This is a genomic window from Streptococcus sp. 27098_8_113 (genome assembly GCF_041432545.1).
Lineage (GTDB): Bacteria > Bacillota > Bacilli > Lactobacillales > Streptococcaceae > Streptococcus.
The window spans coordinates 1-23,510 of the sequence record NZ_JAPVZU010000018.1 but is presented as its reverse complement, the minus strand read 5'-3'; the positions used below and the strand labels follow the sequence as shown (position 1 = coordinate 23,510).

Below are 23,510 nucleotides of genomic sequence, written 5' to 3'. Positions count from 1 at the left end.
GTTTATCCTCCTGCGATTTCTAATTTAGCGGTTACTTGCAATGTATAGACAAAGTAACCTTGTTCATCTTTTCCGTTGATACCTGGTTTCCCGACATCAAGAGAAAGAAAAGTATAAGTGTTATCTGTGCTAGGTAGCTCAATATCAAAACCTGATAAGTCTCCATTGATTCGCCAAATCGTATCACTGGCCTTTTGATTGCTCTTACATTTAACAGCAATTTCAAACGGTAATGACACCTCTCTAGTCCCATCCATGTATTCCTTATCAATCGAACCTCCCGGCAAAGCATTGATGACTAAATCATCCTTATCATCCTCAAAATAATCAAGGCGTGCTTTCATCGGCAGATTTTCGATTTCATTGATATGTGCCAAAAGCACTTCCTGAAAATTTTTGTTATTCTGCATCATCATCTCAACCCCATTGCTCTAATGGCGACTCGTTTTAGTTGGTCAACATTGGCCTTTAGTGGTTTATCCCAGCGCTTTCCAGTTCCGGGTGTTGTATATCTTCTAAAGACTACAATCCCATTCGTTCCGTGAAAATGGGCTCTAGCATAAACTGTGTTATAGCTAATATCACCGTTCGACTCAATGCGGCCAGACGCTCTCAAAGGGCCACCCCTAAAAGGTATATATGGCTCCATGATCATCATCCCTTGACTAGCCATTGCTAGCTTGCCACGTTTCTCAGCTTCTGGAGATAGTTTTCTGTCAACACCACCAAGATCAACAATGACTCTAACATCAGCCATCAAATCACCTCGATTTCATAGCTAAATATTTTGCCGTTCAGAAAATTAGGTTGGTAGCCTGTGACAACATAATCACGCGCCCCATCATTCACAATCGCACCAAGCCAACTATCGTCAACTGTCACGCTTGCAAATTTAGGATAGATATAGATAACACCGACTTTCTGCCTTGTTTTGGAATTGTTAGCACCTATGACACTCACTGACCTATCAAACCGTACAGGCTTAATATCCAATGGGTCAGAGTAGCTAACATCCCCAAAATCATTTTTGTCCGCAACCTTTCGGACAGTAATAGCATCAGTCAATAGCCGTTTATCTATCATAATCAACCGCTGTGACTAGGCTAAAACCCGCTTGTCTTAGGATGTTTTCGGCATCCAGCGAAAGGTTGAACCGCTGACCTGCCGATCCATTTTGAGACTTGCGATAAGAGATTGATGTGCGGCCGATGGAAACACTTGTCATAGCTTGTTTGTCATCGGCTGTCATGATGCCTGAAACATCCAGATAAGCGATTTGAAAGGCCATGGCTAGCTTTACCGCCTGTTTTCGGTAATCTGCTTCTTTATCAAAATCAATGTGTCTTTGATAAAGGCCTTGGGTATAGAGATTGATGGCAACCTCTGCTCGCTTTGCTAGCTTTTCAAAATCAGCTACCTCATCAAAGCCTAACTTGACAAACTCATCTTTAGTTAAATAAGTCATGCGTAACCTCCTTTACAAATAAAGGGTGTTACCACCCCTTATTTTTCATCTGCTGCATTCGCTACTGGCTCAGTTGCTTCGATCGGCACAAGGGCAGCTGCAACATCTGGGAAGACCGGTTTCAAATCAGCATTCACTGCTTTTGCGTATTTCTTTTCAAGATCGATGATTTCATCAACGATTACAGATTTGTTGAGACTTGTGAAATAAATGTTCTTAGTCGCTTTATATAACGCCATAGCTTACCTCCTATACGACTGTTCCAGTCACTTTGACAACAGCTTTTTTGTTGTCATCCAAAATGTAAGTACCACCTTTAGCAGCAGCCTGTAATTGCACTCCATCAAAGTTTGTGGATTCAATAGTACGAGCTGTTGAGATACCTACAAATGGGATAACAATGCCATCTGGTGAAAACACTGCTAAGACACCAGTGTCAAAGTATTGTGCTGGTGTTTCCACCAATGCAAAGCCTTTGTAACGTGCAAGACCATTATTATCAATAGAGACACTAGAACCTTTAGCGGATGTGTTTGCTGTCATATCAATAATGGCATTGTACAGCTCTGGGCGTAAGTAAATGGTAACTGGTGCCGTTACTTCTTGGTTGATGTAATAAGCATTGACCTTGTTAAACAAAGCCTTTACCTTTTCTTCTGTGAAATCAGCAAGCGCCTCTGTCTGACCTGCATTGTCTGACATAAATTTACCAATACGCTTGTTCATTTGACGCGTCTGCGCCTCTGATTGCAATTTCAATCGGTCTGCGATAGCAGCATTTAGGTCATTGTTCACAGTGTAACGATCAAGACCTTCATGAATTGTTAGTGTGTAACCATAATCGACATCTGTATTTTCATACTTGATTTCTGTCAGATTTCCAAACCGTGATTTTTGTCCTGTTCCATCACCAAAGCCCCCATCATTAGCACCTGTTTTGTATTCTCCAATAACAACAGGTGTATTGTTGGTTTTCACCGAAAAAGCTTTAGCATTTTCTTGTACACCATCCAAAATTTGGATTGATGACAAAGCTCCTGTAAAGGCTGCACGGACTCCAAAAACAGTTTGCAAGATTCCCGCATATTGTTTTTCATAACGGCGAGTCGTAAGATTTTGATTAGGCATAGTCTAATCTCCTTTCATTTATTTACCGTAACCATCAATAACAGCTTGGAATGGGTCAACTTTTCCTGCTCCATTCGCCGCCGGATTACCTGGTGGCAAGATATTTGGGTTAGGCTTGCCATCTTCTTCTGCTTTAAAGAGATATGGGTCACTTTCCTTTAGACCATTGAGGATGTCATCTAGTTTAGGTTTGCCACTGTCATCTAGTTCAACGGCATTAACATCAATAAACTTCATCAAGGTTGATGGATTGTGTGCGGTGGTATCTTTCAAAGCAAGATTGATAGCATTCACCTTATTTGTTTTGGCCAGTTCGGCTTCTGCATCTGCTTTGTACTTGTCATATTCGGCTTGCAACTTCTCAAGAGCTTCTTTCTGTTCAGCGCTTGTATTTGCATCTGCTTTCATGTTTTTAAGTTGTGCCTCTGCATTCTGCAACTGGTCTTTCAGACTATCTCGCTCTTTGGTGATAGTTTCCAAGGCTGATTTGTCCTCGTTGAGCTCTTTTCCTCGCAAGGCAAAGACTGATTTAGCCTGTTCATCTGTCAATCCAAGTTTGAGTAGTTCTTCTGTCGTAAATGCCATTTATACCCTCCTAGTTCTTTTTTAGGTGGATAACTCCCACCTCAAGCAAAATATTATTTACTTTCTCAATATACCTTTGATTAGATGGGATTTTTTACGGTTTTAGGCAAACAAAAAAGCGCTGCACAGGGCAACGCTAGATTATGTGTATAATTTCTCTCTGCTGTAATCTCGATACAGAAAATCATAGCTATCTACAAGATTCCTGATTTTGTTTTGATACATTCTAACCTTGAGTTTTTCAGCTTGTATCAATTCATTATCTTTCATAGTATTTGCGTAATGCAAACGCTCTTTGTGATGCCTAATAGTCCGCTCAAGTGCTCTTTGTTTCGCTTGGATGCGTGCATTTTCCTCTGCCTGTTCTGGTGTTAGGTCTGCAAGATAATCTGGCAGGTCTGGCATTTCATTCACACCAACTATAAAAGGAGTTAGATAGTGGCCACAATGCACTCCAAGACACCCGCCAGCTGATCCGTAATCATAATCATACAGCGAATAGACTTTAGTGCCATTGATTACCCTAGTTTCTCCAAATGTGACTATCTTCCCTTGGATGGGACTGCAAGCCGGCCGCGCTGTACGCTTAATTGAATAGTAAAAGGTATCTATCCCCATCTCTTCTGCTGGAGCTGTACGCATCTTATTAAAAACCTTGTACATCGTACTCTTGATAATCGTCCTAGCATAGCTATCTGCTCGCCACTCTCTCCCTGCGCTATCCGTAAAACCAGTAAAACCCTTTTTCTGCCAGTTCATAATAGTTTCATGAATTGCTTTGTCCGCTGTTTTTGTTCCTGCGACTACCTCAGCGACAGATTGCTCAACTATAGATTTAAAAACTGCTTGGATGCTTTCTGGTAGAGTTGTATTGATAAGATTAAGGTCACTGACTGCTTGGGCTGTATAGGCTTCTAAAGCATCTGTGACACCGTTTCTTGTCATCCCGCTACGACCTCGCCCCAAGTCTTCTTCAAGTTGCTGCTTCGTATCCTTATAGACCTTTAGTCCTTCATTTTCGATGACTTCCCTTAGCAAATCTTCAGCAATCCCTGTACGCTCAACAATGATTTTCAAGTTTTCCTCGTTGAGCATGTGCATATCGTTCAGCTTTTCCAACTGCCAGACATAAGGATTCTCTGCAAGGTCAGCAGCCCCCCGCTCTTTAAGTCGCTTTATCATACTGTCAAAAAGCTCAATTTGCATTTTAGCGTAAATATCGCTCACGCCTTGCATTTGCAAAGAGAATTGCTGATCATTAAGTGTTATCGGCCTTTTGTTCTTCTCCATCTTCTACCCTCTTATGATTGTTATACAGCGCTAGTTCAGCATCATTTTCAGGCGGTAATTCTCCATTGATTTCAGCAAGTTCTTTCTCTGCCTCATCTTCTGTGATATTCAATGTCTTGGCAATACCTCTTTTCTGTGTGGCAAATCCAGCTGCTACCATCTTCATCCAGTAATCAAGCTCAGCGTGACGATCGGTAAAGACTCCATCATCCAGATTGACCGAGATATCATCAAGTTCTGGAATGTTCCCCTTGTACAGACCAACCGCCTTACCAAGTTCACACATAGATACACAAAGCCCTTTAATAGACTGCTCAACAAGTGCAACAATGCTGTTGCGCATTTGGTAAGTATCTGAGTTCTCGCTGACAATCTCGGTTGCTGTCTTGACCCCTTGCCCATCAAACGTAAACATGCCACTAGATACCCCAATTTGCATCTCAAAAAGTTTTAAGCCCTCTGAAATGGCAGAAATATAATCAGATGAGCGGATAGGCGTTGTGAGGTCAACAATATTGCCGCTGTCCATGTTACCAGCCCCCACTTGCATATACACATTTTGCTCAACATCAAAACGGCGTTTAAAAGTGATATTACCTTGGTTATCTTGCACTTTGAGTTGCGTTAGCTGCTCTGGCACAATCACACGCCTTTGCCCCATCTTAATCTCCCACATAAATTCATCGTAAGTGCGGTTGATAAAGTCAATAGTTGTTTTTGCATTGTCAAAGATAGATAGACCCAAAGGGCTATTGATATCCTTGTTGTTCATGCCCGGCGTTTTCAGGTAGGTAAATAACGGGTGTGATAGGTCTTTCAGTACAGTTACAGGTTCAAGGTCTGGATAGAGTTCTTGCAAGTTCACGCGCTGACCTAATGTGCTATCTGTATTTGATTTGTACAGCTCATTTGTGATCCGGTATAAGTTCTTGTCTTTTGTACTGCCTATCTCGCTACCGTCTTTAGTTACCCACTCATGGAACTCAACCAAAGTATAATATACATTAGTTTTACCCTCTGATTTGATAGTTTTAGTTAGGATAGCAGCGCTAGAAACGTCCTGCGTATTGGATTGCAACGGTAAGAAAACAGGTGCTTGAATAAATGCCACTCTAACCTTATCTCCGTCAATATAGGGCCTCATAGCAAGCCCACCAAGTGCCAATGCACTCTCTAAATACCGCTCAAAGTTCTTGTTAAAGCGGTCATTACCTAGCATATCATTCAAGAACTTATTCAGTGTTTCATCTTTTGCTGAAATTTCTGCTTGTTCGTTGTAAACAAGGCTGGCAATCTTTTTGGCAGCTGTGCGTGCGATCGGCAAGTGTTGCATTTTGCGGCGTTTTCTATCACCATCCGTATTGATGTACTCAATATCTTCAAATTTAGATTGATAGTAAGTCAGATTGTGCTGAATGCGGCGAAACTCCTCTTGCGTCACAGCAATTTTTGGATGATCTAGAATGCTGCTTAGATTTGATGTTTCCATGTTATACCTCCCACGATTAAAAAAGTCTTTTATCTTCTGAAATAGGCTCATAATTGCCCTCCTTATGTGTTGCCCACGCGCAAACCGAGTATTTTAGCGTTGTCTAATACAAAATACTGCGATGTGTCGCATGTGTGGTCATCTTCTTTGATAACGCTTGGATTGTCAGATTTGATTGTCTTTTCATCCCAGCGATACATTTTGTGCTCTTCAATAAATATCTTGTTGTTTTCAGTGTTAAGATAGTAAAAGCGGCCTTGAGCTAATAATGATTGGAATGTATCAATCATTGTCACTTTCTTCAATTTAGCCACCGGATGCCACCTTAGACCAAAATCAAGAAACATCTGATTTCTCAAAGCACCCTCTGCGCTATCTATGGTGTACTGCAGAGCTGGCACTCTATATTGTGCAATCACAGCCTGTATAAACGCATAGATTTCTTGAGATAGCTGACTAGGTGCTTTCTTTACCACTTGGCCAGCTGGGCTATAATACCAGGTATCAAGTAGAATTACTTTCCCCTTTGCTGTGATACCAAAAGCACAACAAGCGGTGGCTGATTGTTGATGCCCACCGTCAAGAGCAAACGAGATGCCGATCAGCCTGTCATCTGTCGGCAAAGCATCTAACGGGTGAAAGGTGCTCATGTTATACACATTATTCCCTAACCCAACAGCCTCACCAAGATATAGATACCTGTAATAGTCATAGTCATTCTCTTTAATGCGCTCTATATCTTCCAGCATCTGCTCTGTCACAAAGCCTAGCTCATCATCTAGGTACGTGCTAGAGTGGGCTAGATAATTCTTATTAGTCTTGACACTCTCAAACCACTCATTGATCCAGCTATAGGGGTTTCTAGGTGGGTTGTAAGACCAAAAGAATTGCACAAATTTAGCGCGTGGGTGTTTTTGGCGCATAAAGGTTACGTTAGACTGATCAAAGTCCTCCTGACTACCAAATTCAGCAGCTTCTTCATACCAGACCGCTATGATGTTCCCAATGTCATTTGACTTGAGTTTTTGAAAGTCATCTTGGCCGTAAAAGTAAAATGTTGAGCCTGTCTTTTTGTGAATGATCTGGAAAGGGCTTATTGTCTTTTTGAACCTATTAGCAACACCAAACAAATTCAAAGCCCAAAAAATCTTATTAAAAACACTATCTCTAATAGTATTTGCGACTTTGCGAATAACTACCACATTTGCCGTTTCTCCCATTTTGATATAACGCAGCATCATGTAAGCTAGTTTTAGTGCAATTACAGACGATTTAAAAGAGTTACGTCCACCTTTCAACACATTATATGGCAATTTAGATACCCAAACGCTCTTAAAGTGGGGATTGACATTTTTTTGAATATCAATTATCCTCATCGTCACCCTCCCAGCTATCAATAATTGTGATGGTGTCATCTTCCATCTGTGTATCTGTCAACTGTGATTTTAATTTCTCAATCTCAAGCTCTAATTTTTCGGATTGCTTAGCTGTTGGATATCGTTTTAAGATTTCAGTAATAGCCTTGATTACCGTGGCATTATCTGCTTTTTTGGTGTGTCTTTCTACTTTCCCTGTCGTTGGATTAAGTATCAAAACCTCCTCATCTCGTTTACCTCTAGCGATTTCAGAAAGGATATAGAGCGCCTCTGCAGCATCCATGATATTTTGCTTATGCAGCTCTTGCATCTGCTTGTTTATGTACTCTTTTATCCCAACATTTCCCAACAATTCAGTAATACGATTATTAGCATAACTCTCACTATAACCAGCTTTAATTGCTGATTGATAGCCATTTCCTGTCTTTATGTACTCGTCTGCAAAGCGCCTTTGTCTTTCATTCATTCGCTACCTCCTTTCCAACAAAAAAATCACAAGTATATTACTCATGATTTCATTTTATATGTGTAGAAAGGGGGTGTTTTACTGTTGTTTTTGATTTAGGGCACAAAAAAGCCCCAATTAAGGGGCTGAGATATAACGTAGTAGCCCGGATTCGAACCGGAATCTCCTCCATCAAGGCGTAATCCCTATATACTACTCCCTACGTTTCTTAGTGTGATTATACCACTCTTTTATGACTTTTTCAACAAGCTTATGCTCTTTTGGTGTCAAATTACTTGCCCCTTTTTTACTTTTCTCATATTCTGCATGATTATAACCATGATGAGCATGTGGTTTCATCCCTTTATGTACATGATCCAAATCAATTTGTTTGTTACGCTTGTTTTTTGTATCAAAGTAAACAACACTCTTAGGTACGTTTTTGTTTTTGTCAATAAGTGCGTAAACCCTACCTTTTGTCATTGTTTCCATTGGAGTCTTTTGTGACCCTTGCCCATTTTGAGTAACAAACTTTATATTTCCTGCTTTATGTACAGTCTTGTATTCTGTACCATACTTTTTGCCTTTATGGCTCATTCCAGAGCTTGCCCCTCTACCGCCCATTTGTCCATCCTTTCAATCGTGTCATTACCAAAATAAACAACTTCGATACCTTTATAATCGTATTCGATTGCACCACCATATACCAAAATTCGGCTTGGTTGTAATCTATCAATCATGGCATCCATGCCATTCTGCCATATCTTAATACGCTGCTGACTTTTCTTAACTCCTATCGTACTAATTGCAACAGTGCTTTTTGTAGGTATCCCATCAAAGCAAAAATCATAGCTATCAGCGTCCGCCCAGGACACTGTTGGAATGACTGTGTACCCCCAATTCTGCATCATTTGACCTATCAATCTTGAGCGGTAAGTATTCCAAAGTTGCATAGCTATTGGCATGTCTGTATATAGGCTAAAATCTGGAGTAAGCACACAGTCAAAGGCCGCTAACTTTTCTATATAAAAATCTGGGCGTTTCCACATTCTTTCAAACTGATAATCATCTAGAAAAAAATGCACTCCTGCTGAATAGTCAGGTTTATTCAAAACATAGTTAAACCCTTGTAGTTTTTTAGGGACATGATCAACCGACTCAAGTGTTGGTAAGTTATATTTTCCATCTGTGCGCGTGGCATCATAATCTAACAAATTGTATTGGTTAATGGTGTTTTGTCTGTGATACGATTTTTGATTATCCATATTTACCTCATTTCAAAAAAAGCCCATATATCTTGATTATAGATACATAGACTAGGGGATTTTTACGGTTATATTTTTAGAGGGAGATATTTGTAAGTGGAGTAGAAATACTTATCAAACCATTTGTTGAGATGATTATAAGCTGGGCTAGGACTTAGATATAAGATTTCTTGACAAGCGCCAATCACATTGAGATTTTCGTAGACATAAACCTCTTTGATGGTTTTTAAAATCTTTTCATCTGATTTTTCTACAAATTCTGCTGTAACAGTTTTTAGATTGACTAAAAATTTCGCTTTGTCAAGTTTATTATCTAAAAAACTTTTATGAATTTTCTGCTCAAGAATTGTTTTTTTAGGATTTTCTTTATCTCTCAAAAAATACCACTTGAGCCAAATTATCTCTCTGCGGTGTATCACTGATAGACGCTCTATTTTCTTTTTAGTCATCATCTAACCACATCAGTGCTGAATTTTCATAGATGTTGCCTATGATTGTTACATCTAATATCTCTCCATCAAGCAAATCTTCCATTTCTACAGAATCCCTATTGGTAACAGTAAAACTTCCTTGACTCCACTCGACAATACCCTTGTTTATATACAAAAAATCTGATTCGGTATAACAATCTTCAAATTGTACAACATCCCCCTCAAAGATTTCCTTGCCGTTCTTATCTTTGAACCCTGTAGATTGCATGAGTTCAAGGTCATTGTTCACAATCCAGTCACCAGCAACTGAATCCTCATCAACAATCCAGATGTCACCATTTCCAACCATCACTTCGTCTGGTTGATACATACGACATAATGAGCCACCTGCCCACGCCCTAAATTTTGGAATCATCTGCTACCACCTTATTAAATTTCCAAGCTTCGTACATAATTAAATCTAACTCGTTTTCGTGGATATTTCCAATGACTTCACACCCTTTCCAGAATAGAGATTCGAACGGGCAACAAGACATTGGATGTGTATTTAGAAACGCAAGATAGAACCCTATAGCTTTGATTTCGGTTTCATCATCTTCGAGGTAAGTATATTCTCCAAAATCGACAAGGCAAACAGCTGAACTAGTTTTTATAAGGTCTCCCTCGAAAATCTCCTGACCGTTCTTGTCGAAGAGACCTGTTGACTGCATGAGAATAATATGTTCATCTCTAGGATGCAATTCAATTTCTTGCTTTTTGTTTCTGTAAATTTCTGCCATGCCATTCATGGTTTGCGTCTCTTTATCCCACGCCCTAAATTTCGGAATCATCTTGCGCCTCCTCTAAAATTATTAGCAATATTTTGTACTTCAGTATCAATTAATTTATTTCTATAATTCAATATCGGGGCCATAACATCATTTGTCAATGCAGGCTTCAAAATGATTTCATTTGTTTCCAAAAACATTTTACCGTTGATTTTGATTTTGATGTCATAACCGTTAGCGATATGTTCAAGGTCATCTTTAGATAGAGAGATTTCAAATCTACTCATTCTTCCACCTCCTCAATCAGCCAATCTGGGATTTCAATAGTTTTGGTCATCTTAATTACCTCTTTTCTTCAAATATTTCAGTCTACAAATGCTCCTTAAATAAACAAACTAGCTAACCATATCAAAAATGCACATACAATGATTTTTGAAATGCTGCTCTTTACAGCATATGAATAATCCTCTTCAGATTCTTTTTTACTAGACAGCACAGGCCAGATGAAAGATAGTAGTGCATCCATCCCTAATGCTTGCCAGACTGTAATTTTACCAACTGGAAGGATCGTTGTGATAATTTCATTCCATCCGTACTGAACAACGAACGGCGATACAACGATTACAAATACCGATCCTAAAATAATTCCTAATTTTTTCACTCTTCCGCCTCCTCAATCTTAATGCCTGGACAATCAAACACCCAGCCGAAACCTGCTTCTTCTAGTTCTTTGCGAGTGTGTTTTGTGCGGTAAGGTTTTTGATCAGTAACTGTACCAAAAAACCATTTATCAAGATTCTTATTATAGCTAATACAGCCATTAATACGATTCATGCCTACAACAATCACAATATATCGCTTCTCCTGCTCAATCTCGTACCCATCAACCCAAGCGCGAGCGACTTTGTCGTAAGCATTCTGTTCATTCAGTAACCAATCACTGTATTGTTTATTAAAGTTCTTCTCTCTGAGCGCATCATATAACGTAGCGTTCTGCCCTTTGTAATACTCAATAATCTCCGCTACAAACTGAGGAATTTTGACCTTCTCTGATTCGTCTAGTTGATTCACTAGCTCCAAAAGTCCTTTTCTACTGATTTTAATCGTATCTACGATAAGTCCTTCATTGTAAGGTAAGCCCTCAATACGTTCAATCAATTTCTGCTTATTCATTTTTCTGCCTCTATCTCCTCTATATCAAAAACTAACCTATAATGCCCTTTCTCCTCGCTCAAGCCACCATAGACAAATGACAGCTTTTTGATAACCTTGTGATTATCATCTGTCCAAATACCCGCATCTGTCATGCCATCAATAATAGCTTTGACTGTCGGATATAGATTGGGCGGATCTAGTTTAGATTTAGTAGGGCTGTAAATTGTAACTGTAACCTCACAAGGATTAGAGGGACTAAAAGCAGCCCTCCCTTTATCCTTGTTCATCAATGTATGCCAATAAGCAAAAATTCTAATGCGCCTAGTAACCTTGGCTTTATCTGTCTGATGTTGCCTATCGTTACTGTTGATAACCATGTTCAGAGCTTTGTTTTTGGTGTTTCTAGGTAAAGAAAATTCAAATTTCATTCAAAACTCCTAATTTCTTAGAATAATTTTATTTGTGATTTATAGCTGCTTAGCCTGGTCGCTGCCAACTCATATATGTGTTTGTCTTTTTCAAAACCAACATACTCAAAACCTAACTCTTGACAAGCAATCAAACTACTTGCTGATCCTACATGGGTATCAAGTATTTTATCCCCCTCTTTTGCGTAATTCTGTAACAACCAGAAATAAAGATTTGTCGGTTTTTGTGTCGGATGGATTCTAACCTCGTTCAATGCCTTATTTCCTTGTTGAATATGCCCTTCAGATATTGACTTACCTTGCATCATACCATTCCACATATAGCGAAACAAGCGCGTACTATCATGCAAACTGCAGTATGCTATCTCACAGTCGGAAAAACTTGATGAGCCATTGACTTTATCCCACACAATACGTCCCGAACCAAAAGAATAGTCGAAATAGTTCACGCCCCAAATAATTTGATTTTTTGATACTCTAAAAAGCTCGTCAAAATAATCTTGATTTGGAATTTGCCACTCTGAGGTTTCGCCATACAACCTACTGACTCCAATTGGACTTACTTTACGTCCGTAAAATTTTCTTTTTTCTGGGCCAGAAAAATATGGTGGATCAACAATGGCTAAATCAAAATAGTTATCTGGAAAATTCTTCATTCCCTGCAAACAATCTTGGTTTAAAAATTCACTCATTACTAACAGAACCTCTCTGTTTTAAATACTCTGGTATATCATCACCGATTTCAAGATTATCATATTGAGATTTTGCGACCAAAAACTTCCCGTAAGCTCCTGCAGTTACGGTGTAATGGCCGGATATAATCTGTTTGTCAGTTATTTTTCCATACATCATTCCCCCAGCGTTATCTACCTGATGAATGATAACAGATTTTCTCTGTTTTAATTCATCGACCTGTTTTTCTAGCGCCGAGATTTTTTCTCTGTAATGATCTCTCGATACTGCTATCCCAAGATTAAATACAGCTATTGCCAAGAAAAATATCGCTAAGCAAAGGCTAATCAATTGCTTTTTGATCATCTTAACCTCCAGATAGTAATTTATAGACCGTTTGCAACAACCCAAACGCATAGATATACAGTACGAACCATAAAACTTTATCGAATGTATTTTCTTTAAAGCTATTTCTTCCAGCGATTGCAATCAGCAATGCCAATAAAAGGCATGCTGATACAATCATAAATTTATAAAATCCAATCATACTTTTTTCTCTCAATTTTTAATCAGGCACTTTTGCAGTATGCTTTACGCCAAAATTGTGATATTTTCTTGGTCTGCTAGTTGCTCTTTTAGATAGGCTGCAATGTTTCCCACCGCCTCAGCTACCCAACGCTTACCATCTGCCTCAAATAGAGCCATATTTGCTTGTTTGTCAATCCTAAAGACAAATAAGCTTGCTGGTTGTTTGACTTCAGCAAAAGTGCGATATGGGCGCAATGTAACTGGATTAGGTGCTTTGCCTTTAGCAAGACTTGCTACACCCGTTTTTACAGTTGCTACTTGAGATACTCCATTATCTTCAATTTCAGCTCCATTCTCAATTTTTAGTGCGCTAGCAAACTCTAATAATGCGCTACGGTCAGTGTCATCAATAAAGTTTGATTGCAACATGATGTTAAACTGCTCTGGTGATAGGAAACGGCCAAAAGAAAGCTCTGGGATGCGTGCCTTAACATCAACAAGTAATGTACGATGCTCACGCTCATCATTTTCAGACCAAACACACACCTCATCATTTTTCTCAACTGTTACAATCAAGCGTTGTTTTTTCAAATTGTTGAGATCTGTTTTGAGATAGTCAACAAGACTTGTTAAAGTTGATAGCTCCAAAGTTTTAGGATAGCGTTTAGGGTCAAGTTCTTTAAGGTTGAATTTGTTAGCGTCAAAATACTCTGTACCATCTACTGCTGTTAAAATTTCTAATCCATGCTCATTTAGTTCTACTGCGTATTCCAATGCTGCTTTAAGATTTTCTGTTGTCATATTAGTTACCTGCTTTCTTCTTGTTAAAATCAATAATATCTGGTTTTGTTTCTGCTTGCTGTTGCTCCACTTCCTCTACTGGTTGTCCAATATCGGTTCGTAATTGAGCCTCGTCATCAAAATACATCTGACCTGGCATACTACTTCTAAGTTCGTTTGCATGCACCATACCTGTATCATAGTCGCGACCAACAAGAATAGTTGTAGCTACTGCATTTTGAGGTGCTAGCTTAGCTTTTACATCCATGATAGTATCAACTACTGTACGCTCATCATTAGATGACATTTTCAGCGTAATTGTGATTGTGCGTTTTGCTTTCGCATCTGTATTTAGGTCTAGGATGTTGTCAAAAACTTTCTCAAGTTCATGATCCAATTTTTCCTGTAACCCACCCTCTGCAATATGTGATAGGTCTAAGCCTATTAGTTTTTTAGTCATTTTCTCCTCCTATTTCAATAAACTTTGCAGCTGTTTCAATTTTGATTGATCCTCAAGCAAGGACTGATACGCCTCTTGCTTAATTAGAATGTAACCAGTTAAATCACGGCCAGTAATCATATCATCATCTGGCAGTAATTCTAATTGCTCGGATGTATCTTCTTCTGTATCAGAAACAATCCCTTTTTTCTTTTTAGTAAAAGTATTAGTAATTACAACGATATCCGCTTCATCGCTCAAAAATGCTGATACTTGGCATTTCAGGATTTCTGCAAAAGCATCAATTTCAACTGTGGTAGGATCGGCGACATTACGCTCAATGTCGCTGACTCTGTTTTGAGAAACATCCAACTTAGGGGCAAGGTCATACTGTGTAAGACCTGCCTCTTTGCGGATGGCTCGTAATTTTGCGCCATCAAATACTTTCATTTGAAAGCCTCCTGGCCTGTTTCATAAAATTTGTTTTTGATAACATGCTGCGCAATCTTAATTTGAGTGTCAGGTTTTTGGTAATAGGCAACCTGTCGCTTGTACTTACATACGGCTTTTCTTGCAAAAGCGGTGACAATTCCTGACCACGTTGTCGTCAAAATAGCAGTTAAAATTAAAATAAGTTCAAATTTTGTCATGTAGTTTCTCCGATTAAAAAATTATTGTAAGTATTCATACATACCATAAACAAGCCAAGGTAGCTTTTTCTTAGTACCGTCTGCTGCATACAAAATAGCTTCGTCATAGAATCGATGTCGTTTTAGCTCTTCAACCAAAGAATCTGAAATCTCTACTGTTTCATAAACTTCATCTACACCATACCAACGCTCTCCGCAACATGGGCAGTATGTTGTGTATTGGGAATCACCATCAAGAATTTCATCAAATTTTTCATTTGCTTGTTCTTCCGTATCTGCTTCTACGATGACATGAATGCTCACATTCCCATCTTTAACAAAATAGCCTCCAGAGTTGTTTTGTCTATAAACATAAAATGTCATGTTAATTATATTCCTCAAACTTTACAAACGTTAGCCAGTGTGTGGTGCCTCTTTGTTGACCAAATAAAGGCTTGAATGGTATCACCTCTAATAATTTTTTTACGTTTATTTGGCAATCAGACCACTTGAAAACTAGCGTGCCCCCCACTTTCAGAACTCTCATACATTCTTCAAAACCTTTGGCCAAATCCTCTGACCAGGTAACTTTATCCAACTGTCCATACTGAGCTTTCATGATGGAATTTTTACCTGCCCATTTTAAATGAGGGGGATCAAAAACAACCAAGTTAAAAGTGTTGTTTTCAAATGGCATAGAACGAAAATCACCGATAATATCAGGGTCTACATTGACCTTTTTCCCATGTATCTCAAATTTTTCTTGTCTGATGTCCATAAAAATTGTGTGGCTTTCGTTTTTATCAAACCAAAACATCCGACTGCCACAACATGCGTCTAGTATTTTAATATCTGACATCAGCACCTCCTAGAAAGGCAGATCATCATCGCTGATATCCAATGGATTTGACGACCTACCAAATGGATTGTTATCACGGGTAAAATCAGGAACTGGATTTGTTGTATTACCCTCGAAAAAGCTACCTTGTTGTCCGTAACTATTTCCATTTTGGAAATTGTTTCCTTGGTTGTTTCCGTTTTGGAAATTACCACCTTGATTACCGTAGCCTTGTTGCTGATGTCCGCCATAATTATCTTGATAACCTTGATTATTTTGCTGACTACTGCGACTTTCTAACAATTGGAAATTACTAACAACAACTTCTGTGACATAGACACGCTGACCTTGTTGGTTGTCGTAGTTACGAGTTTGGATTGCACCTGTAACGCCAATCAACGAGCCTTTTTTAGCCCAATTAGCAAGATTTTCTGCCTGCTGACGCCAGATAACGCAATTGATGAAATCAGCCTCACGCTCTCCAGCATCGTTCTTAAACGGACGATTTACAGCAAGAGTAAACGTAGCAACCGCAATATTAGATTGCGTGTATCTCAGTTCAGCATCTTTTGTAAGCCGACCTACTAAAACAACGTTATTGATCATTTTTAATCCATCCCTTCGTATAAACTTTTTCCTAACTGTTCATCAAAGTCTCGTTGATTTTCGGGGTCTAGCATTGCCAGAGATTTTACAATTTTTATTTTTGTTTCTCTACATGGTTGATAGCCATACTTTGCATATCTCATAAGTCTGTTAAAAGTGCTGACCGGGTAAAGCAATCTATCATCTACAACTAGCCTTTTTGTGTGTAAATGTTCAAAATAATCTTCATGAAATAATACTTCAAAAACAGCCATATAATCATTTTCATCTACATTTTCATAATTCTTGTAGTAAGCAAATTTTGTAATTGTAAAATCAAAATTTGCAATAACATTTTTTGGTGTTCCGTATGTATTTCTAATAAGTTCGAGACGAACTTTTTCTTTGACAGAATAGATTGACCAACAATTTTTGTTCTCATAAGAAAATCTCCAATCATTAGGATTTTCTTTTAACTGTTTCTTATAGTAACTTTTCGCCTCCAAAAAATCTTTTTCACTTTCAAAGAAAATATCCAAGTCTTTAACACGCTCGTTATTAAAAATGTTTTTGAAACAACCACCAGCAATAAACCCTTTATGCCCCGTTAGAAATTTATCAAGCCACCAAAGCTGCCTGTAATTAAGCAAATCACTTTTTTTAAATGTCATTACATACCTCCTAAAGTTTCAAAACTAATAAAGTTATCCTCAAGATATTCTTTAAGCTGCTCTAGTTGAGGTTTGCCGCCATGCAAAGTCAAGAGCATTGTGACTTCCAAAGGCTCACTAGGCTCAAATTTGGGCACTTCTTGCGCTTTGTTTTGCTGTTCTGGTGTAATTGTACCCTGTTCCAAAATCTCGCCTGTTTCAGCATCAATAGCCTTGATATTCGCATCGGCGTTTTCTCTGGCCAAGCGTTCAATTTCTGCAAGCCGTTCAGCTTCTGCTTTTTCTTGAGCCTCTTTCTGCTCTTTGCGCAAGATAGCAGCATCACGATCAGACTTCATGAGATTTAAAACATCCACCAAAGTTTTTCCATCCTCAAGGTGTCTGATATAGCTATCAGCTGGCAAGTCATATTCATTAGCTTGATCCAAAATAGCCTGTTTGTTTGCTTTAAATTCTTCAAGAGCATCAAATTCTGCCAATACCAAAGTATCCATTTCATCAAGCGTTGATTTCTTGAGTTCAAATTTACCTGTTTTAAAGTACTTCTTGAGGCTGTATTCATCGTAACGATCTTCAAATGTGGATTTTTCAAGACCTGCTACCATACATTTATCTTCAAAAGCGGCACGGACGATATCCACGCGCAACAATCGCTCGTGTTCATCAATATCATCCCTGACCTTTCTAAGTTTAGTTAGCAGTTCACCTAATGGGATGCGTGATTTTTCAAGTCTTTCTTCAAATTCATCAAGTGGATTTTTGAAATTCTTAGCAATCTTTTTACGCTCACTATCTAATCCATCATCAAGGGCTTTGTATCTTGTGATTTGTTCTTTGATTTCTTTATAATCAAGTTCATCAATTTTTTTATCTTCAAGCTGCGAAACTGCTAGAGCAATGGCTTTATCAAGACTATCAAAGTCAAGAGTGATTTTTCCTGGCACATAAATCGGCTTAATGTTTTCTAGTTCACTTAAGGTCACATCTTTCATTTTTTCTAATCCTCCAATCCTAAGAATTTGAATAAATCAGCCTTAATATCACGTTTTACTGGCTCTGGCGCATCTGATCCATCTAGCATTTTGATTTCGTGCGTTGCCTCGACAACAACGATATTGCAACCAAAAGACTCTGCCAATGCAGCCATCTGCTCTTGTTGTTCTTCATAAGCGTCGTAATCCAAGGTTAAAGCATCTTGCATGCAATTACACAGACCTACTGCGTAAGCTAAACGATGATCGTTGTGTTTGTATTCTGACACAAAATGACCATTTTCTTTTTGTTGAAAAGCAATAAATTTTTTAGTTTGTTTCATGTTGTTTCCTCTTTCTTTTTTATAAATTATTAAAATCTTGTCCTTGAGCTTTAGCTATCTGACCATTTAGATAGCTCATAACTGTGTCAAAATGCAGTTCTGGGATATCGTGAAAATCACGGATTTTGAAATGCTGCAGCACATAGTTAGCAACTAAATCAAAGCTGGTGTTTTTCAGTTGTGCCCATGTACGAACTTTTCCGTAAATTGCCTTGTATTGGTCAGTATTGATTAAATCTGCTTGATTAGCGTTTCTGCCTTGAGATGATTGGTTATCTGGTTGCTGTTGCTGATTAGTCTGCCCTTGTTCTTGGCTTTCTTCTACTGGATACTCATCAATGTCTTTTTCGCCGATAGCGAATAGACCTTGTAAGGCGTACTTTCGAGCGTATGAGCTGACCGCACCTGTCCACTGTGGCTCCTGCATCTGTTTAATCTGACCTTTTTGTGTATTGAATACAGGTACTGGACTCATTTCAGCGTATGCTGTTGATTGGTATTTCTCGTCTCTCTCATCATTGAAAGCTACAGCTGTTGCTCTTACAAAGATTTTTCCAACAAGCTCAATGAGTTCATCCGTCACAATTACAGACCAATCACTTTTCAACTCTTTGAAAGTTGTATAGATATCCTCGGCATTTCTAAATGCGTACTTTACATCTTTTGATTTCTTTTTTTCTAGTTGCATTTTTTGTTGCAATTCTGGGAAAGTTAAACTTGCCATACCGTCTATCCTCCAAGTGACCTTTTCATCTTAACGATTTTAGCCATTTCTTTCTTCCATGACTGACTGCCTCTGTATTGTAGATAAGCATCAAAGCCTTTAATCGTGACAAGCTGTCCATCATTTCTGAGGTGCTTTCGCTGACTAGGCAATTTCTTCATTTCTCGCCTCATGTCCCCTGCTTGCCGTTTTGAACATCCGAAAATATGCTCTAGCTCTCCATCGTTTGCTGCTACCTTCTCGATGATCACATCTTTAATTCTCACCATTTGAACTGCTTCCATTTTTGCTCCTTTCGTGATATAATTTACTTAGTGTTTTTAGTAAGCCCCTGACCCTATCAGTGGGCTTTTTTGCTATCCTCTTTTCTGCTATAATGAAACCAGAAAGGAGGGTTAAAAATGTCATTTAATAAAAATATAGCTGATAAGATCCTAGAGTTTGCTAAGCTGGAGCCAACTGTCCCAGCTGGTACTTCTCATGATTTCCGTTCTGAAGAATTTGATCAAGATGATTTTAGAGATACCGCTAAGCACCTAATCTCAACCGGTCAAATCACAGCATATCTTGAGGAAGATTTCTCAGGATTCTATATCGCTTTCAGATTGTAATTTCTGAATTTCAGCAATCACTGTCGCATCAATTTCCATAATGTCTGGAATTGCCGTGATAGTGATTTTTGGTTTTTCTCCTGCTGGCATTTCTAATCTAAAACCAGTTACCCCACGGCCAAGCTCCCAACCATTGATTTTTACTGAATAACCTGATGACCTTAAACATTGGCCATCAGTAGGTTCATGTTTAGGCTTAATACTTAGTTTTAATTGCTCCATGCACTCTCCTTTCAAGTTTTATTGTAATTCCCCTCTTTTATTTATTAAAATGAGTATTACTTGTTGTTAGTTAGTATTTATTATTAGTTAGTACTTGTTGTTAGTTAGTATTTATTAGTGCCTTATTTTACTGATTTGTAAAATACAGATTTGTAAAATACAGATTTGTAAAAATCGGAAATGTAAATATCAAACTGTGGATAACTTTTTTATTGCTTCATCAAGTCGTTGTAACATGATTTCAAATTGAAAGTCAGTTATCTTTGTATCTGAGAAGAATCTAAAAGTCTGAACTCCTCGACCTCTACCAAGGCTTTTTTTGATCACACGCATATAACCAGCATCCTCTAACTTTTTTAGATGACGATCGATCATGTCACGGCTAACACCTTTTCGTCTAGCTATCTCATCTGGATAGACTTGCCAGTTAGGGTGGTTAGCTAGAACAACCATCATAATGCCTACCGCTGTGAACCCCAGTTTTGGATCATTGATAAAGCTATTACTAACAGCAGTATAATTTTCAGTCGCATTCTTGAAAGATAAACTGACAATCCAAATCCTTAAAGTCTGTCATACGATCTCCTTTCTCTAATTGAATCCCTATTTATTGGTTCACGTTTCGTGGTCTTGGGTCTGAAAAAATTTCGCCAATATCTTTTTCAAGAACATCAGCGATAATAAACATTTCATCTGACTTAAAAGCACGTTGCCCTTTTTCTTTTTGACGATACGCGGTTTCGGATATACCTAATTTTTGGGCTAGTTCTTTTTGTGTAATCCCTTTTTCCTTTCGTAGTTGGTAAAGATAAATTTGCACGTTCTCACCTCCTTTTATTTGCTTATCTCTAAGCTTGATTTAATTATAGCACACGTTTCGTGGGCTGTCAATATTTTTTTTGCGAAAAAAGTAAAAAAGTTTTCTTTTCGTGGGTTTTGTGTTATAATTCTCTTATAATAGAAAGGAGATTCGGTTATGGATAAAGAACAAATTGCAAGTATTATTGGCGAAAAAATAAAACAATATAGACTTAAAAACGGTTGGACTCAACAAGAGCTTGGTTCTAAAATTGGAATAAGTAAGAATGCCATTGGCAATTATGAAAAAGGCATCAGGTCTCCTAAAAAAGATACAATGTTTGACTTAGCTAGTGCTTTTAAAATTTCGATTGATGATCTTTTTCCACAAATAAAAAAAGACTCATCTACTGCTAATCCTCTCCCAAAAACTCCAGATTCACTCACGCAGCAGATAACGGATAAAGTGGTACAATTAACCACCCACAATAAAAAAATCGTGCTACGGACATCCGAGGAGCTTCTAGAGGGGCAACAACTTGAAGTCAACGAAGAACTATTCGAATATCAAGTTTTTGAAAAACTCTCTGCCGGAACCGGTGAAACTTACTACGAAGATCGCAATTATGATACCGTCTTTTTTGATAGATACATCCCCCACGACTTCGCTAGCTGGGTATATGGAGACTCTATGGAACCAGACTATCTAAGCGGATCCGTAGCCCTTATCAAAGATACAGGTTGGGATTACGATGGTGCTATTTATGCTGTAGACTGGGATGGTCAAAGTTATATCAAAAAAGTTTACAAAGAAAAAGACGGCTTACGGCTCGTCTCTTTGAATAATAAATACGCAGATAAATTTGCTCCGTATAGCGAAGAGCCCCGAATCATTGGAAAAGTAGTTGGCAATTTCATGCCGTTAGAAATCTAAAAAACAAATTATGTGCAATCACTGAACCACACTAAAAGCTGGGAGGTAATTTTATGAAAAAGGTTAAAGTCTTTATAGCAGGATTTTTAGCGTTGGCCGCTCTCGGTTTCGTTTTACAGGCTTTAGGATTAGCGCCTAAAACTAAAGCTCCTGAGGCACCAAAAGTAGCCACCCAAAGCTCAAGTGCTGAGGTAAAAGAAAAAGCACCAGAGAAAACAGAGACTACTGAGGCTACTGAAGCTAGTTCTGAAAGTGACGATAAGTTGCCACGGGTCTCAGCGGATCAGATGGCTAGTTTCATTGAGTATTTCAAGCAAGATTTAACTGATAAAGGTGTAGATATTACCACTTACACTTTCCACAGCAAGGATACCATCCTCTATGTAAATGTACCTAACGAGTACAAGTTCTATTCAAAAACTGATTTACAAGCCTTTGCGGACGGGTTGAAAGCAAAAGAACATGAGGCTTTTAATGTTTGGGCTGGTATTAATGGGGTTGATTTCAAATCATACCCAATGCTACATATAAAAACAGATGACGGTAACTCTCTTGTCTCTCAAAAGATGAACGGAGAGATGAAAATCAAAGTAAAATAAGAACAAAACAAAAAAGCCTCACGCTCTCAACTTTGGCGAGTCTGAGCGTGAGGCAAGACAATAGTATAAGAAACTAGGCATTAAAAAGCCAGTTTTCTTGTACTCATTTTAACAGAAATGAGGTGAAATAGCAATGTGGGTAGAAGAATTACCGAGCGGAAAATATAAATTTTTTGAAAGGTACAAAGATCCATATACCGAGAAATTAAAAAAAGTCTCAGTCACAATGGAAAAGAAAACACCTCAAGCAAGAAATCAGGCTACACTTATTTTACAAGAAAAAATAAACAAAAAACTCAACACAAAACAAGTAGAGAGCATTACCTTTGAAGAAATTTATAAACTTTTCTATAGATGGTGGGCACAAACAGTCAAAGAGTCAACAAAGCATAATTGTAAGTCAGTAGATAAGATAATGAACCAAGTCATTCCGCCTGATACTTTACTGGCCAATCTTGATAGGCGTTTTCTCCAGGAGGCCATCGAAAAAATTATTGAAAGCAATGGATATATTACAGCTAAAAAAGTAAGACACAGGCTTAGAGGCATCTTTAATTATGCAGTTCAATACTCCTACATCGAAAATAACGAGGTAGATTATACCACCATCCCCAAAAAGCCAAGAACTTTGGAGGAATTAGAAAAAAAGCGTAACAATTTTCTCACCATGCAGGAAATTAAGACATTAGTTGATGTCCTTAATAGTCGAGAATATCATCAAAAGTATGCTGATATGGTGATTGTACTTGCCTTAACTGGTATGAGATATGGTGAACTAGCTGCCTTACAGCTAAAAAATATAGATTTTCAAAACAACAAAATTGAGATCACTGGTAATTTTGATTCAGTGAACAAAATAAAAACATTACCAAAGACTACAAACTCAATACGGACAATCAAAGTATCAGAGACTGTCATAGAAGCTATCCAGAGACAGATAGTGCGACTTAGTGAACGTTTCCAGCCATTGAATAGTGAAGATTATATTTTCTGCTTTGAAAAATGGAATAATCCTACAACGATAGCTTGTTTTATACAGGTATTAAAAAAATATGGCAAACAGGCCGGGATAGAAAAAAACTTATCTAGCCATATTTTTAGACATTCTCACATTTCATTTTTAGCAGAGTCAGGGCTACCTATCAAATCAATAATGGATCGAGTTGGTCACTCAAATGCTAAAATGACTTTGGAGATCTACTCTCATACCACTGCGGACATGGAGGATAAGCTCGTCAATAAATTAGATAGTATTTTTTAATTCTGCCCCTCGACTGCCCCTTTTAAAATTAAATAAATGACAAAACCCTTGAAAAATCAATATTTACAAGGGTTTATTTT

Annotated in this window: 41 protein-coding genes; 4 read left to right on the top strand and 37 right to left on the bottom strand. The window is 38.2% G+C overall.

The window, feature by feature from the left end; all coding sequences use genetic code 11:
* Nucleotides 1-2: 2 nt before the first annotated feature.
* From O3644_RS09390 to O3644_RS09225, 34 genes are all read right to left on the bottom strand, one after another.
* Complete coding sequence (locus O3644_RS09390) at nucleotides 3-410, bottom strand: minor capsid protein (RefSeq protein ID WP_048766652.1); 408 nt, start codon at nucleotides 408-410, stop codon at nucleotides 3-5.
* 2 nt (nucleotides 411-412) lie between these two features.
* Nucleotides 413-757 (bottom strand): minor capsid protein, encoded by a 345-nt coding sequence (locus O3644_RS09385; protein ID WP_048766637.1) that lies wholly within the window; start codon nucleotides 755-757, stop codon nucleotides 413-415.
* On the bottom strand, nucleotides 757-1,083 hold the full coding sequence (locus tag O3644_RS09380) for a putative minor capsid protein (RefSeq protein ID WP_048766636.1): 327 nt from the start codon (nucleotides 1,081-1,083) through the stop codon (nucleotides 757-759). The genes O3644_RS09385 and O3644_RS09380 overlap by 1 nt, the downstream gene beginning before the upstream one ends.
* The gene (locus O3644_RS09375; RefSeq protein ID WP_048766635.1) at nucleotides 1,073-1,465 is read right to left on the bottom strand and encodes a hypothetical protein; all 393 of its coding nucleotides are present in this window, start codon (nucleotides 1,463-1,465) and stop codon (nucleotides 1,073-1,075) included. The genes O3644_RS09380 and O3644_RS09375 overlap by 11 nt, the downstream gene beginning before the upstream one ends.
* 38 nt (nucleotides 1,466-1,503) lie before the next feature.
* Nucleotides 1,504-1,704: a hypothetical protein gene (locus O3644_RS09370; protein ID WP_371595580.1), complete on the bottom strand. Its 201-nt coding sequence runs from the start codon at nucleotides 1,702-1,704 to the stop codon at nucleotides 1,504-1,506.
* 10 nt (nucleotides 1,705-1,714) lie between these two features.
* Nucleotides 1,715-2,593, bottom strand: a complete 879-nt coding sequence (locus O3644_RS09365; protein WP_371595579.1) for a phage capsid protein — start codon at nucleotides 2,591-2,593, stop codon at nucleotides 1,715-1,717.
* A gap of 18 nt (nucleotides 2,594-2,611) precedes the next feature.
* On the bottom strand, nucleotides 2,612-3,178 hold the full coding sequence (locus tag O3644_RS09360; protein WP_371595578.1) for a phage scaffolding protein: 567 nt from the start codon (nucleotides 3,176-3,178) through the stop codon (nucleotides 2,612-2,614).
* A 141-nt stretch (nucleotides 3,179-3,319) separates the two neighbouring features.
* A complete protein-coding gene (locus O3644_RS09355; RefSeq protein ID WP_371595577.1) occupies nucleotides 3,320-4,468 on the bottom strand; it encodes a phage minor capsid protein in 1,149 nt (382 codons plus the stop codon).
* On the bottom strand, nucleotides 4,437-6,008 hold the full coding sequence (locus O3644_RS09350) for a phage portal protein (RefSeq protein ID WP_371595576.1): 1,572 nt from the start codon (nucleotides 6,006-6,008) through the stop codon (nucleotides 4,437-4,439). The genes O3644_RS09355 and O3644_RS09350 overlap by 32 nt, the downstream gene beginning before the upstream one ends.
* 11 nt (nucleotides 6,009-6,019) lie before the next feature.
* Complete coding sequence (locus O3644_RS09345; protein WP_371595575.1) at nucleotides 6,020-7,333, bottom strand: PBSX family phage terminase large subunit; 1,314 nt, start codon at nucleotides 7,331-7,333, stop codon at nucleotides 6,020-6,022.
* Nucleotides 7,320-7,799 (bottom strand): terminase small subunit, encoded by a 480-nt coding sequence (locus O3644_RS09340; protein ID WP_371595574.1) that lies wholly within the window; start codon nucleotides 7,797-7,799, stop codon nucleotides 7,320-7,322. The genes O3644_RS09345 and O3644_RS09340 overlap by 14 nt, the downstream gene beginning before the upstream one ends.
* A gap of 192 nt (nucleotides 7,800-7,991) precedes the next feature.
* Entirely contained in the window at nucleotides 7,992-8,402 is a 411-nt protein-coding gene (locus O3644_RS09335) for a hypothetical protein (RefSeq protein ID WP_371595573.1), read from the bottom strand.
* The gene (locus O3644_RS09330) at nucleotides 8,372-9,043 is read right to left on the bottom strand and encodes a DUF4417 domain-containing protein (protein ID WP_371595572.1); all 672 of its coding nucleotides are present in this window, start codon (nucleotides 9,041-9,043) and stop codon (nucleotides 8,372-8,374) included. Before O3644_RS09330 ends, O3644_RS09335 begins: the two co-directional genes overlap by 31 nt.
* A gap of 68 nt (nucleotides 9,044-9,111) precedes the next feature.
* Nucleotides 9,112-9,492, bottom strand: coding sequence for a hypothetical protein (locus O3644_RS09325; RefSeq protein ID WP_371595584.1), 381 nt, complete (start codon nucleotides 9,490-9,492; stop codon nucleotides 9,112-9,114).
* Complete coding sequence (locus O3644_RS09320; RefSeq protein ID WP_371595571.1) at nucleotides 9,485-9,889, bottom strand: YopX family protein; 405 nt, start codon at nucleotides 9,887-9,889, stop codon at nucleotides 9,485-9,487. The genes O3644_RS09325 and O3644_RS09320 overlap by 8 nt, the downstream gene beginning before the upstream one ends.
* Nucleotides 9,873-10,304 (bottom strand): YopX family protein, encoded by a 432-nt coding sequence (locus O3644_RS09315; RefSeq protein WP_371595570.1) that lies wholly within the window; start codon nucleotides 10,302-10,304, stop codon nucleotides 9,873-9,875. The genes O3644_RS09320 and O3644_RS09315 overlap by 17 nt, the downstream gene beginning before the upstream one ends.
* Nucleotides 10,301-10,528: a hypothetical protein gene (locus O3644_RS09310; protein ID WP_371595569.1), complete on the bottom strand. Its 228-nt coding sequence runs from the start codon at nucleotides 10,526-10,528 to the stop codon at nucleotides 10,301-10,303. Before O3644_RS09310 ends, O3644_RS09315 begins: the two co-directional genes overlap by 4 nt.
* A 95-nt stretch (nucleotides 10,529-10,623) precedes the next feature.
* Nucleotides 10,624-10,902, bottom strand: coding sequence for a hypothetical protein (locus tag O3644_RS09305; protein ID WP_371595568.1), 279 nt, complete (start codon nucleotides 10,900-10,902; stop codon nucleotides 10,624-10,626).
* Nucleotides 10,899-11,414, bottom strand: coding sequence for a DUF1642 domain-containing protein (locus O3644_RS09300; RefSeq protein ID WP_371595567.1), 516 nt, complete (start codon nucleotides 11,412-11,414; stop codon nucleotides 10,899-10,901). The genes O3644_RS09305 and O3644_RS09300 overlap by 4 nt, the downstream gene beginning before the upstream one ends.
* Complete coding sequence (locus O3644_RS09295; protein WP_371595566.1) at nucleotides 11,411-11,824, bottom strand: hypothetical protein; 414 nt, start codon at nucleotides 11,822-11,824, stop codon at nucleotides 11,411-11,413. Before O3644_RS09295 ends, O3644_RS09300 begins: the two co-directional genes overlap by 4 nt.
* 17 nt (nucleotides 11,825-11,841) lie before the next feature.
* Nucleotides 11,842-12,516: a DNA methyltransferase gene (locus tag O3644_RS09290; RefSeq protein ID WP_371595565.1), complete on the bottom strand. Its 675-nt coding sequence runs from the start codon at nucleotides 12,514-12,516 to the stop codon at nucleotides 11,842-11,844.
* Nucleotides 12,509-12,862 (bottom strand): DUF1372 family protein, encoded by a 354-nt coding sequence (locus tag O3644_RS09285; RefSeq protein ID WP_371595564.1) that lies wholly within the window; start codon nucleotides 12,860-12,862, stop codon nucleotides 12,509-12,511. Before O3644_RS09285 ends, O3644_RS09290 begins: the two co-directional genes overlap by 8 nt.
* Before the next feature lie 225 nt (nucleotides 12,863-13,087).
* On the bottom strand, nucleotides 13,088-13,825 hold the full coding sequence (locus O3644_RS09280; protein ID WP_371595563.1) for a hypothetical protein: 738 nt from the start codon (nucleotides 13,823-13,825) through the stop codon (nucleotides 13,088-13,090).
* Between the two features lies 1 nt (nucleotide 13,826).
* A complete protein-coding gene (locus O3644_RS09275; protein WP_371595562.1) occupies nucleotides 13,827-14,264 on the bottom strand; it encodes a hypothetical protein in 438 nt (145 codons plus the stop codon).
* Between the two features lie 9 nt (nucleotides 14,265-14,273).
* A complete protein-coding gene (locus tag O3644_RS09270; RefSeq protein ID WP_371595560.1) occupies nucleotides 14,274-14,693 on the bottom strand; it encodes a helix-turn-helix domain-containing protein in 420 nt (139 codons plus the stop codon).
* On the bottom strand, nucleotides 14,690-14,893 hold the full coding sequence (locus tag O3644_RS09265) for a hypothetical protein (protein ID WP_371595559.1): 204 nt from the start codon (nucleotides 14,891-14,893) through the stop codon (nucleotides 14,690-14,692). Before O3644_RS09265 ends, O3644_RS09270 begins: the two co-directional genes overlap by 4 nt.
* Nucleotides 14,894-14,914: 21 nt before the next feature.
* Nucleotides 14,915-15,256 carry a hypothetical protein gene (locus tag O3644_RS09260; RefSeq protein ID WP_371595558.1) on the bottom strand — a complete coding sequence of 114 codons (342 nt, stop codon included), beginning with the start codon at nucleotides 15,254-15,256 and terminating at the stop codon, nucleotides 14,915-14,917.
* 1 nt (nucleotide 15,257) lies between these two features.
* Nucleotides 15,258-15,731, bottom strand: a complete 474-nt coding sequence (locus O3644_RS09255; RefSeq protein WP_371595557.1) for a class I SAM-dependent methyltransferase — start codon at nucleotides 15,729-15,731, stop codon at nucleotides 15,258-15,260.
* A 9-nt stretch (nucleotides 15,732-15,740) separates the two neighbouring features.
* Nucleotides 15,741-16,316 carry a single-stranded DNA-binding protein gene (ssb, locus tag O3644_RS09250; protein ID WP_371595556.1) on the bottom strand — a complete coding sequence of 192 codons (576 nt, stop codon included), beginning with the start codon at nucleotides 16,314-16,316 and terminating at the stop codon, nucleotides 15,741-15,743.
* 2 nt (nucleotides 16,317-16,318) lie between these two features.
* Entirely contained in the window at nucleotides 16,319-16,966 is a 648-nt protein-coding gene (locus tag O3644_RS09245) for a hypothetical protein (RefSeq protein ID WP_371595555.1), read from the bottom strand.
* The gene (locus tag O3644_RS09240; RefSeq protein ID WP_371595554.1) at nucleotides 16,966-17,958 is read right to left on the bottom strand and encodes a DUF1351 domain-containing protein; all 993 of its coding nucleotides are present in this window, start codon (nucleotides 17,956-17,958) and stop codon (nucleotides 16,966-16,968) included. Before O3644_RS09240 ends, O3644_RS09245 begins: the two co-directional genes overlap by 1 nt.
* 5 nt (nucleotides 17,959-17,963) lie before the next feature.
* On the bottom strand, nucleotides 17,964-18,281 hold the full coding sequence (locus O3644_RS09235) for a hypothetical protein (RefSeq protein ID WP_371595553.1): 318 nt from the start codon (nucleotides 18,279-18,281) through the stop codon (nucleotides 17,964-17,966).
* 19 nt (nucleotides 18,282-18,300) lie between these two features.
* Nucleotides 18,301-19,005: an ERF family protein gene (locus tag O3644_RS09230; RefSeq protein ID WP_371595552.1), complete on the bottom strand. Its 705-nt coding sequence runs from the start codon at nucleotides 19,003-19,005 to the stop codon at nucleotides 18,301-18,303.
* Between the two features lie 5 nt (nucleotides 19,006-19,010).
* Nucleotides 19,011-19,289 (bottom strand): hypothetical protein, encoded by a 279-nt coding sequence (locus tag O3644_RS09225; RefSeq protein WP_371595551.1) that lies wholly within the window; start codon nucleotides 19,287-19,289, stop codon nucleotides 19,011-19,013.
* Between the two features lie 117 nt (nucleotides 19,290-19,406).
* Between O3644_RS09225 and O3644_RS09220 the strand changes: the two genes are divergently transcribed.
* Nucleotides 19,407-19,616: a hypothetical protein gene (locus tag O3644_RS09220; RefSeq protein WP_371595549.1), complete on the top strand. Its 210-nt coding sequence runs from the start codon at nucleotides 19,407-19,409 to the stop codon at nucleotides 19,614-19,616.
* Here the strand turns inward: O3644_RS09220 and O3644_RS09215 are convergent.
* The 3 genes from O3644_RS09215 to O3644_RS09205 all read right to left on the bottom strand — a co-directional run bounded on the left by O3644_RS09215 (nucleotide 19,587) and on the right by O3644_RS09205 (nucleotide 20,658).
* Nucleotides 19,587-19,838, bottom strand: coding sequence for a hypothetical protein (locus O3644_RS09215; protein ID WP_371595548.1), 252 nt, complete (start codon nucleotides 19,836-19,838; stop codon nucleotides 19,587-19,589). The genes O3644_RS09220 and O3644_RS09215 overlap by 30 nt on opposite strands.
* A 189-nt stretch (nucleotides 19,839-20,027) precedes the next feature.
* A complete protein-coding gene (locus O3644_RS09210; RefSeq protein ID WP_371595583.1) occupies nucleotides 20,028-20,291 on the bottom strand; it encodes a helix-turn-helix domain-containing protein in 264 nt (87 codons plus the stop codon).
* A 154-nt stretch (nucleotides 20,292-20,445) separates the two neighbouring features.
* A complete protein-coding gene (locus O3644_RS09205; RefSeq protein ID WP_371595547.1) occupies nucleotides 20,446-20,658 on the bottom strand; it encodes a helix-turn-helix transcriptional regulator in 213 nt (70 codons plus the stop codon).
* A gap of 156 nt (nucleotides 20,659-20,814) precedes the next feature.
* On the opposite strand from O3644_RS09205, the gene O3644_RS09200 reads away from it, so the two are divergent.
* The 3 genes from O3644_RS09200 to O3644_RS09190 all read left to right on the top strand — a co-directional run bounded on the left by O3644_RS09200 (nucleotide 20,815) and on the right by O3644_RS09190 (nucleotide 23,430).
* Nucleotides 20,815-21,570 carry a S24 family peptidase gene (locus O3644_RS09200; protein WP_371595546.1) on the top strand — a complete coding sequence of 252 codons (756 nt, stop codon included), beginning with the start codon at nucleotides 20,815-20,817 and terminating at the stop codon, nucleotides 21,568-21,570.
* Nucleotides 21,571-21,623: 53 nt separating this feature from the next.
* A complete protein-coding gene (locus tag O3644_RS09195; protein WP_371595545.1) occupies nucleotides 21,624-22,169 on the top strand; it encodes a hypothetical protein in 546 nt (181 codons plus the stop codon).
* A 133-nt stretch (nucleotides 22,170-22,302) separates the two neighbouring features.
* A complete protein-coding gene (locus O3644_RS09190) occupies nucleotides 22,303-23,430 on the top strand; it encodes a tyrosine-type recombinase/integrase (RefSeq protein ID WP_371595544.1) in 1,128 nt (375 codons plus the stop codon).
* Nucleotides 23,431-23,510 lie beyond the last annotated feature (80 nt).